At 61.2% G+C, this 9,060-nt stretch carries 8 protein-coding genes and 1 pseudogene; 5 read left to right on the forward strand and 4 right to left on the reverse strand.

The window, feature by feature from the left end:
* From AC1RQF_RS32815 to AC1RQF_RS32825, 3 genes and pseudogenes are all read right to left on the reverse strand, one after another.
* Positions 1–324 (reverse strand): annotated as a pseudogene (locus AC1RQF_RS32815) (hypothetical protein); the annotation flags it as partial.
* 100 nt (positions 325–424) lie between these two features.
* Entirely contained in the window at positions 425–913 is a 489-nt protein-coding gene (locus AC1RQF_RS32820; RefSeq protein WP_273998443.1) for a site-specific integrase, read from the reverse strand.
* A 180-nt stretch (positions 914–1,093) separates the two neighbouring features.
* Positions 1,094–2,068, reverse strand: a complete 975-nt coding sequence (locus AC1RQF_RS32825; RefSeq protein WP_273996572.1) for a LysR family transcriptional regulator — start codon at positions 2,066–2,068, stop codon at positions 1,094–1,096.
* A 78-nt stretch (positions 2,069–2,146) separates the two neighbouring features.
* Between AC1RQF_RS32825 and AC1RQF_RS32830 the strand changes: the two genes are divergently transcribed.
* Positions 2,147–3,157 (forward strand): quinone oxidoreductase family protein, encoded by a 1,011-nt coding sequence (locus AC1RQF_RS32830; RefSeq protein WP_273996573.1) that lies wholly within the window; start codon positions 2,147–2,149, stop codon positions 3,155–3,157.
* A 583-nt stretch (positions 3,158–3,740) separates the two neighbouring features.
* Here the strand turns inward: AC1RQF_RS32830 and AC1RQF_RS32835 are convergent.
* The gene (locus AC1RQF_RS32835) at positions 3,741–4,715 is read right to left on the reverse strand and encodes a GlxA family transcriptional regulator (RefSeq protein ID WP_492874272.1); all 975 of its coding nucleotides are present in this window, start codon (positions 4,713–4,715) and stop codon (positions 3,741–3,743) included.
* A 111-nt stretch (positions 4,716–4,826) separates the two neighbouring features.
* On the opposite strand from AC1RQF_RS32835, the gene AC1RQF_RS32840 reads away from it, so the two are divergent.
* The 4 genes from AC1RQF_RS32840 to AC1RQF_RS32855 all read left to right on the forward strand — a co-directional run bounded on the left by AC1RQF_RS32840 (position 4,827) and on the right by AC1RQF_RS32855 (position 8,964).
* Positions 4,827–5,507, forward strand: coding sequence for a DJ-1/PfpI family protein (locus AC1RQF_RS32840; protein WP_492874273.1), 681 nt, complete (start codon positions 4,827–4,829; stop codon positions 5,505–5,507).
* A 568-nt stretch (positions 5,508–6,075) separates the two neighbouring features.
* Positions 6,076–7,605 (forward strand): flagellar filament capping protein FliD, encoded by a 1,530-nt coding sequence (gene fliD, locus AC1RQF_RS32845; protein ID WP_492874275.1) that lies wholly within the window; start codon positions 6,076–6,078, stop codon positions 7,603–7,605.
* A 355-nt stretch (positions 7,606–7,960) separates the two neighbouring features.
* Positions 7,961–8,221: a hypothetical protein gene (locus tag AC1RQF_RS32850; protein ID WP_492874277.1), complete on the forward strand. Its 261-nt coding sequence runs from the start codon at positions 7,961–7,963 to the stop codon at positions 8,219–8,221.
* Positions 8,222–8,268: 47 nt separating this feature from the next.
* Positions 8,269–8,964 carry a competence protein CoiA gene (locus tag AC1RQF_RS32855; protein WP_492874279.1) on the forward strand — a complete coding sequence of 232 codons (696 nt, stop codon included), beginning with the start codon at positions 8,269–8,271 and terminating at the stop codon, positions 8,962–8,964.
* The last annotated feature ends 96 nt before the right edge of the window (positions 8,965–9,060 follow it).

Genomic DNA, 9,060 nt, shown 5'->3' on the forward strand with positions numbered 1-9,060 from the left:
ATAGCGCCATCGGCGGCGTTGCGCCGATGGCCAGACTTCCCGTATCGAGAAACAACCTCTTGACGCTTCACAGCTAGACACCGGCACGAAACGTTCCTTGTTGCCCTTGCAGATCACACGCAGGATCCAAGTCGCCAGTGTCTCGTCCTCGGTCGGCCACCACTGCAGGCCGCCCCGCTTCGCTGTCACCGCCTCCTCGATGCGTAAGCCGGCGTCACCCATCAGCAGCACCAGCGCCCGCGCGACGCGCCAGTCGGGGCCCTGCGGCCCGACGCCTTCGCCGTGCTCGGCAAGCCGCGCGCGCACCATCGCCCACACATCCATCGGTAGGGCCCGCTGCACCTGCAGCTTGGTCGCGCGCTTCAGCGGCTTCGGATCGGCGACGGCCCCAGGGATTGCCAGCCAGGTAGCGGACCTTGACGAGCTAGTCGCAGGCCGCGCGCAGCGTGCGCACTGCGTAGAGCTGGCTGTCGAGCGACAGGGGCTTCAACGAAAACGGCCGCCAACGTCCGGACGCGCGCGAGGCCTGCGGCCCGCGGAACGCATCCGACGGCGCGGCCAGGAACGCCTTGTAGGCCTCGCAGTCGTCAACCAGCACAGACGACATCGGCCGGCCGCGCTCCAGCACGCACCACTGCACGAAGCGCTCGAGCTCGCGCCAGTACGCGCGCTGCGTGGCCGCCTGGCCGTCGTAGCGATGCAGGTACGCGAACACGGCGTCGAGGTCGTGCGCGGCCGCGATGTACGAGAACGCCGGTGCGCGATTCGTGCCGGTCGAACCGTCCAGGTCGGTCGGCATCGCCAAGCGATGCATCGGCACCAGCTGGTCGCGGCGCAGCGGGACGCGCGCCTCCGGCGCGGCGGCGAGCCGCTCGACTCGCTCGACGTCGAGCACGACCGTATCACCGATCATCTCGGCATGCCGGCGCAGCCACCCGACCACGATTCGGGCGCGGCCGACGCCAATGCGCGGCACCGACCGCCACCAGCTACCGCCGCGGCGGTTGCAGTACGCGACCAGCTGCCGACGGTGCGCACATCGACCTCGATCAGCTGCAGGGCGACGAGCGGCCGGAACCAGCGCGCGATTGCGTCATCGGGCGCCGGCGCCGCCCGGGCCCAGCTGCCCGCCACCTGCTCGATCAGCTGCAGCGACACTAGCTTTTAGTGACAACTCCGGGGTTTCGCCAACCAGATTAATAAGCAGGTCCGCAATCAGTCGAACACGGGGCGAATGTTTGACGTCCGGGTGCATCACGAGCCACAACTGCCGAACAGTCGAGCAAGCATGATCTGGCAGTAAGCACAAGGCTGTGTCATTCGTCGCAAGAAAATGCGGAAATGCGGCAATCCCCAAACCAACTCGTGCGGCATTGAGCAATGCGACCAGATCATTGCTCCGGAATACAAAGCGACGGTCTCCAGCAATCTGGTTTAGCCAGCGCTGCTGAGGTACTTGACTAAGACCTTCGTCATACCCCAAGAATTCCCATTCTGACTCTGGTCGATTCGCATATCCGTAGGCAGCATAGAGGCCATAGCTCATCTGCCCTATGCATCGCGCGACCAAACCTGAAGCGGTTGGCCTTGACATGCGAATTGCCAGATCGGCCTCGCCACGAGCCAAATTCGCGTCGCGCGATTCTCCCATGACTTCCAGATCAATGTTCATCCACTGAGATCGTATGCCCGCGAGGCGAGGTACCAGCAGATGGCTAGCCAATACAGGTGGAGCAGAGATGCGAACGGTACCCTTCAGGGACGACACACCCACCGCCGCGCGAGAAAAGGCCTGTGCTTCGTCGTCCAGGCGTCTCGCCTGCATCGCCAACGTTTCGCCTTCTGGTGTTAGCGACCAGCCTTTAGGCAAGCGATCAAACAGCCTGATTTCCAGTGATTGCTCCAGCGCCTCGACCCGTCTAGCAACAGTTGAATGCTCAACACTAAGCTTGCGTGCTGCTGCCGAGAGACTCCCGACCCGCGCCAATTCGAGGAAATACCGTATATCGTCCCATTGCAGACGCAGGCTTTCCGGGAGCAGTCTTCCTGTGCTTTTTTGCACACTCATTGCCAATTTATCTGGAATTGTTGAGTCATTTTGCCCAGTGCAACATGAGCTTGCAAGATCAATCGCCAGGAGAACAGTATGACTTCCAAATCCGCACCCGACGCAGCCTCGTTTCATGCGGCCCAAGTGGTAATCGGGCAATACGGCGACGCTTCGCAATTGAGCCTTCGCGAGGTTGCACTCCCTGCCCTCGTGGCCGGGGAAGTTCGAATCCGCCACACTGCGATCGGCGTCAATTTCGTCGACATCTATCACCGCACCGGCCTCTACGCCCTGCCAGAGCTGCCCACAGTTCTAGGTGTCGAGGGTGCCGGTGTCATTGACGCCGTCGGCCCTGGCGTCGAATCACTGCACCTAGGGCAGCGCGTGGCCTACGCAGGCCCACCAACCGGTAGCTACGCCAGCGTCCGCAATATTTGCGCCGACCGCGTTCTTCCGCTGCCCGACGACATAGGTGATGACACTGCGGCTAGTCTTCTGCTGCGCGGCATCACAGCCCATATGCTGTGTTCATATGTCTATCCCGTCAAGGCTGGTGACACCGTATTGGTCCACGCGGCCGCCGGCGGTTTGGGCCTCGTCCTCGTGCAATGGGCCAAGGCGCTGGGCGCCCGTGTCATAGGCACGGTTGGCTCGTCGGCGAAGGCGGAATTGGCGAAAGAGCATGGCCTTGACGAAGCGATTCTTTATCGCGAACAGGATTTTGTCACCGCGACACAAGCACTGACTTGCGGATGCGGAGTCGACTACGCAATTGACGGCATCGGCGGCAAGACCCTCATCGAGACGCTAGGGACTGTACGTCCCTTCGGAATGGTCGCCAGCGTTGGTCAGGTCAGTGGAGACTCGGGACCGATCGACCTGGCTCTGCTTGGCTCGACCCTCTCGGTTGCCCTTTCTCGCCCAAGTGTATTCCGCTTCATGTCCGACCCGGCACGCTACGAGGAAGGAGTGCTGGCCACGTTCCAGCGCTTGCAGAGCGGCATGAGGGCGAACATTGGAACAGTGCTTCCTCTGGCCCAGGCGGCTGAAGCGCAGCGTCGCCTGGAAGCCGGCGAAACCAGCGGCTCGATACTTTTGCAGCCCTGATCTGGACGGGCGTCCAAAGGCGCGACATCTCAAGGCAGGCGCGTAACAATGAAAAGCTTCGGTTGGTCCCCAATACCGAATCTACCGCACCTTACTCGCCCCGACGGTCCGCCAGCCGCGCGTGGTACTTCGCCGCTTCCTGACGCATGCGCTGCTGTTCCGCGTTCACGTAGCTCGTGGTGGTCTGCAGGGAGGCGTGGCGTGCCACCGGTGCATCATGGGAGTGACGTTTGCAGGTATGTCGGTGGGCTGGGTACTCATGGTGCTCGGGAAAGTCGCTTTGGGTTGCCCGAGTTACCAGTGGTCAGGTCGCGCCCGCGCGAAGATAGCCAATCAGCCAGATGTCGGAGATGCGGAGCGGCGGCTGACGGCCAGTTTCTGACCTTCGACCCAGCGGTCGGCAGGACGCTCCAGCGGCCGTTTCGTGCTCCAACATCGGTCATGCGCGACTGATGGACATTGCGGGACATCGAGCGCCCCCCAATGACTCCCCTTCCGCGTGGGTGCGCACGACAGACAGTTTTCCGATGGAACGAACTGACCGGCAAACTTTCCATCGCATGGCACACGCACGATGCGCCTGTCAGGAAAATGAGAACCGCTCCCGATACGCTTGAGGAGCGACCCGCAGTAGCCGGACGAAGCTACGCCGCATGCTTTCTTCACTACCGAATCCGCAACGGCTTGCGATGCGTTTGACCGGCCATGACGTCTCGCCGAGTAGTCGCTGTGCTGCCTCGACTCGGAGTTGCTCAACCGCGCGCGCAGGTGTCCGGCCTGTTTCCGCCTTGTAGTGACGCATGAAGCTGCGTTCGCTCATGTGGAGTCGTCTGGCTAGCAAAGGAACGGAAAGATCAGACGCCAGGTGTGCCGCCATCCATGCGTGCAATTCGCCGAACCTGTCATCTGCCTTTTGCATCGACAGCATGGCACTAAACTGGGACTGGCCGCCTGGGCGCTTCAGAAAGACGACGAGTTCACGAGCGACTTCCAGTGCTACCGAACGGCCGAGGTCTTCTTCCACGAGCGCAAGGGCGAGATCGATTCCTGCGGTCACACCTGCGGATGTCCAGATATCGCCGTCGCGAACGAATATTGGATCGGTTTCTACGCGCAGCTTGGGATAGCGGTTCGTGAGTTCGTCGCAGCGGGTCCAATGCGTGACCACACGTCGGCCATCCAGTAATCCGGCCTCTGCCAGCAGAAAAGCCCCGGAACACACGGAGGCGATGCGCCTTGATCGGCTGGCTTGCCGCCGTGTCCAACGGGTCAAGCGCGCATCCGCCGATGCCGCGGAAACGCCGCGGCCGCCCGGAACGACGAGCGTGTCAATAGGCCCTTTCACTGAATCTATGGAATGGGTCAGCAGGGCCAAGCCGGAGGAGGAGGTCACGAGCCCGGCCTCGGCTGCAACAACCCGAAGTACGTAAGGTTCTGCAAGCCCTCGCTCTACTGCCAGTTCATTGGCGGAGGCAAAAACCTGCAATGGCCCGCTGACGTCGAGGAGTTGAACGTCCGGAAAAGCGACCAGCAAGATGGATCGTGCTTCGGCTGACATCACGTGGCGAAAACTGTGGGGTAAATGGCAATTCTGCCAAAGGCTACCTGCATAAAATCGATCCGTCCACCTCGAAGACAGTCGCTGGTGCGAATTTGACAAGGTATCCCCATGACGCTCCAAATCGGATTTCTGGTATTTCCACAAGTACAACAACTAGACCTGACCGGTCCCCATGACGTACTCGCATCGCTTCCCGGCGCAACGGCCCTGTTGATCTGGAAAACACTCGACCCGGTAACATCTAGCAATGGACTACTCCTTACGCCCACCGCCACATATGAGGACTGCCCGCCACTCGACGTGATTTGTGTTCCCGGTGGAGGGGGTGTAACGGACCTGTTGCAGGACCTTCAGACGATCGAGTTTGTTCGCAAACAGGCCGCCGGTGCCCGTTACGTCACTTCTGTCTGCACCGGTGCATTATTGCTTGGTGCAGCAGGGTTGCTTCGCGGACGGCGTGCCACAACTCACTGGGCCTTCCACTCGTTGCTTGAGCCCCTTGGTGCCATTCCGACGCGCGATCGGGTAGTCCGTGACGGCAACCTCATGACTGGCGGAGGTGTGACCGCGGGCATCGATTTGGGACTGACGGTTGCTGCAGAATTGGCGGGGATTGAGGAAGCGCAGGCGATTCAGCTCGAACTCGAGTATGCTCCGGTGCCTCCATTCAATGCTGGGAGGCCAGATGTCGCGCCGCAAGCGCTTGTGGAACTAGTGGAACAACGGTCCGAACAGGGGCTCGCAGCGCGACGTCGAATAGTCATGGAAATCGCCGCTGATCGAACCTGAGTTGCCGCTTCGATGCACGACGTGACGTTATCGCGAGTCTGTTCAGCAGTCGAGACTAGCCATTCGCGTAGTGCAACGAAAGCCCCAGTTCCCGATACACGCGTTCAACGCGGCTATGGTTGCCCTCGCGTGCTTTCCGATACCAGCGGCCTGTAGTGGATTGCTTGCCCTGATTCGACCAGTCCAGCACGGCCTAGTGACAAACTCTGGCCGGTTCAGCTGCGCGATCTGGGACGGCCTGGACTGGACGCTCGTGCGCGCGCTGGTCGAGCGCAACCGACGGGCCTGCGACGAATGATCAAATGCGCGGAGCTCGACGTGAGCGACAAAAATGCATGAAACAGACAAAAAATAGACGCCGCACTGCATTTTTCCGGGTCCACGATAGGGGAAGGTAGGACTACATATGAATGCGCACCCTGCGGCGACAAATGTTGACGCCGCGCCTCATAAAACAGAGGCAGGATGGCGCTTAGGCAGAGATTTTCTGCAGGGTTAAAGCACTCCGCTAATTGTTCAGGAAATTACTGTCGTAATGGTTAGATTAATCAACTGGAGGGGATAGTCCATGGCGATCCGCGGCTTAACTACTACTAACAACACAGCAATCAATTCCAACACCACCCTGCAGGACGCGGCGCAGTCGATCATCAACGGCGTCACGGGCAAGAGCAATCTGGACGTTGAGGGGCTGGTCAACGGGCTGGTCAAGGACAAGATCAAGGGCTTGAACGTGGCGATCAGTTCCGCCTCCACCCGGAACACCGATCTGTCCGCCGCGTTTGGCCGCCTACGCACCGAACTGACGTCGCTGCAGACGGCGCTGACCTCGCTGTCCGACGGCACGCTACAGCAGAAATTCGCGGTCAAGGCATCGGGCAAGGGCCTGACAGCCACCACCGAGAAGGGCGCGACGGCCGGCAGCTACCAGGTCAAAGTCAAGCAGGTCGCGACTTCCCAGACGCTCGGATCGAGCGCGTTCGATCCGAAGCAGAAGCTCGGCACCGGCACGATGACGCTCAAGGTCGGCGACAAGTCGATGCAGCTCGACGTCACCCCGGAGAACAACACCCCGGCCGGCATCGCCGCCGCCATCAACGCGTCGCAGAAGAACCCGGGCGTGACGGCCACGATCGTCAATGGTACCGACGGCGCGCACCTGGTGCTGCGCACGGTCGCGTCGGGCAGCGCGAACGTCATCAATATCGGCGTCAGCAACGTCAAGGACGACGGCGGCCTGTCGAAGTTCGCGGTGCAGTCGGTGGTCGATCCGACGGGTGGCCCGTCGAAGGTGATGGACGGGGCTCACACCTGGACCCAGAGCAAGGACGCGGCGGCCCAGGATGCGATCGTCTCGGTCGGCGGCATCACGGCGCGCCACGCCGACAACGCGATGAAGGACGTGATCGCCGGCGTGACGCTGAACGTCACGCAGGAGGCGCTCGGCTCGACCCAGACGCTAACGATCTCGCCCGACATCGATGCGCAGGCAAAGGTGGTCACCGATTTCGTCGCCCAGTACAACTCCGTGATGAAGACGGCGGCAGATTACTCGAAGTTCGACAAAACTGCGGAGAAAGGCAAGCAGGGCGGCATCCTGCTCGGCGACCCGACGCTCAACGCGATCCGCAACTCGCTCGGCAAGATCATGGCGGGCGGGATCGACAACGGCACCGCCAAGGCCGGTTTCGCGGAAATCGGTGTGAAGTTCGCGCCGGCGGGCTCGAACCTGCCGGACGGTTCGCTGGTGGTCGACAACGCCGCGTTGAAGGCGGCGCTGCAGAACAAGCCCGCGGTCGTGGCCCGGGTGTTCAACGCAACCGACGGCCTCGGCAAGCAGATGAGCAACCAGATCAACCAGCACATCCGCGACGACGGCACCAAGTTGACCGACAAGGGTACGCTTGCGGTCCGCCTCAGCGAGATCGATACGAGCATGAAGAGCCTGTCGCAGCGCCGGGAACAGCTGGCGGGCTACGCCGAGCAGTTGACCGCGCAGTACAAGTCACAGTTCACGGTGCTCGACGCGCTGATGACGAAGATGAAGAGCAACGGCGACTACCTGACGCTGTTGTTTGGTGCCGGTAACAATAAGTAAGCCATGGCGCGCGGCGTGCCGCGCGCGCCTCTTGCGGTTTCGCCGCCGCGGCAGGATCATCGGGCACCGACCTCGCCCGATTCCGCCGGCGGCTGTTGTTGAGGAAGACGTTAAGAAGTCCGGGATGTTCTTTGCCATGGCCCCGAAATGCGCCGCTCGCCAATCGATGGGAACTGGTGCCGAGAGAGTTCGAGGAGTTCCTGGTTCAGGGTCACTATTCGGCAACAGTCGCGAGCCAGGCAGCGCCGACGTCGGTGAGCCGAACCTCATCGCCAAGGCGCACAACCAACCCCTTCTTCGCTAGGCCTGACACCGCACGTCCTTCCGTATGATCGAACGATACGAGCGTGCCCGTATGGGCACGTCCAGCTTCGACGAGCACGGACCTCATGAACGCGTCTTCCCCGGACGAAAGCTTCCCCTCGGCCGCAAACGTTGCTTGGCTCACGTCCGCCCGTGCAACGACCATGAGGACATCCGGCACGCGTTCGATGGGTTTCCGATGCTCGATCTGTCGATTAAGTACAGCGTGGGCAACGCGAACGGCGGCCCGTCGACGAGTCGCGAGCTGGTGATCACGAACTGGGAGTCGGCACCCCTAGGTCAACTGTTCTGATCCTTATGGCGGATACACTTTCGCTGGTACAACACAGGAGAACCAGCATGCGGTTCGCATTCGTCTCGGGCGAGAAGAAGGAAGCGGCTCCCGGCTCGAAAGGAACTTGCGTTAACCCGCTTTGTTCCAGTCCGATGGTGGCCAAGTGCGGACGGGTCAAAGTTTGGCACTGGGCTCATAAGGGAAAGAAGCCATGTGACCCATGGTACGAGTCCGAAACACAATGGCATCGCGACTGGAAAGACAAGTTTCCGCGAGAGTGGCAGGAAGTGGTCGATCACGACGCTCAGTCGGGGGAAATTCACATAGCGGATGTGAAGACCCCTCACGGCTTAGTGCTGGAGTTCCAGCACTCCCCGATGCCGCCCGCCGAAATGAAGTCCCGAGAGGACTTCTATGCGGAAATGGTATGGATCGTCGACGGTCTGCGCGGGGAACTAGACCTCAGCTATTTCCGGATGGGTCTGAGCGGCCCTATTCAGGCCGATCCAGCGGCGTACGCCGTCCGCTGGTGGGGACGCGGGCAGCTTCTGAGGAACTGGGGCGAGGCCAAGGCGAACGTTTATTTGGACTTCGGCGAAGACGTGATCTGGCGGCTGATCAGCTTCGACCCAAAAGAGAACGCGGGCGTGGTTGGACCGGTTGCGCGAGACAGCTTTGTTGAAGATTGCGTGTCGGGGGCGGCATTCCGCATGCTGGCGAACGGTCCTGATCTTCCCGCACCGCTCGTCCGGCTTCGTTAATTCCTATACGGGCTATTAAGGACCTGTCCGCATTTTTGTGGGCGAGGCGGTTGCACAACCAGTGATCAGCGGGCTTGCGTAAATCGCTCCCCGAAC

The sequence above is a fragment of the Burkholderia sp. GW821-FHT14F03 genome, assembly GCF_058803765.1.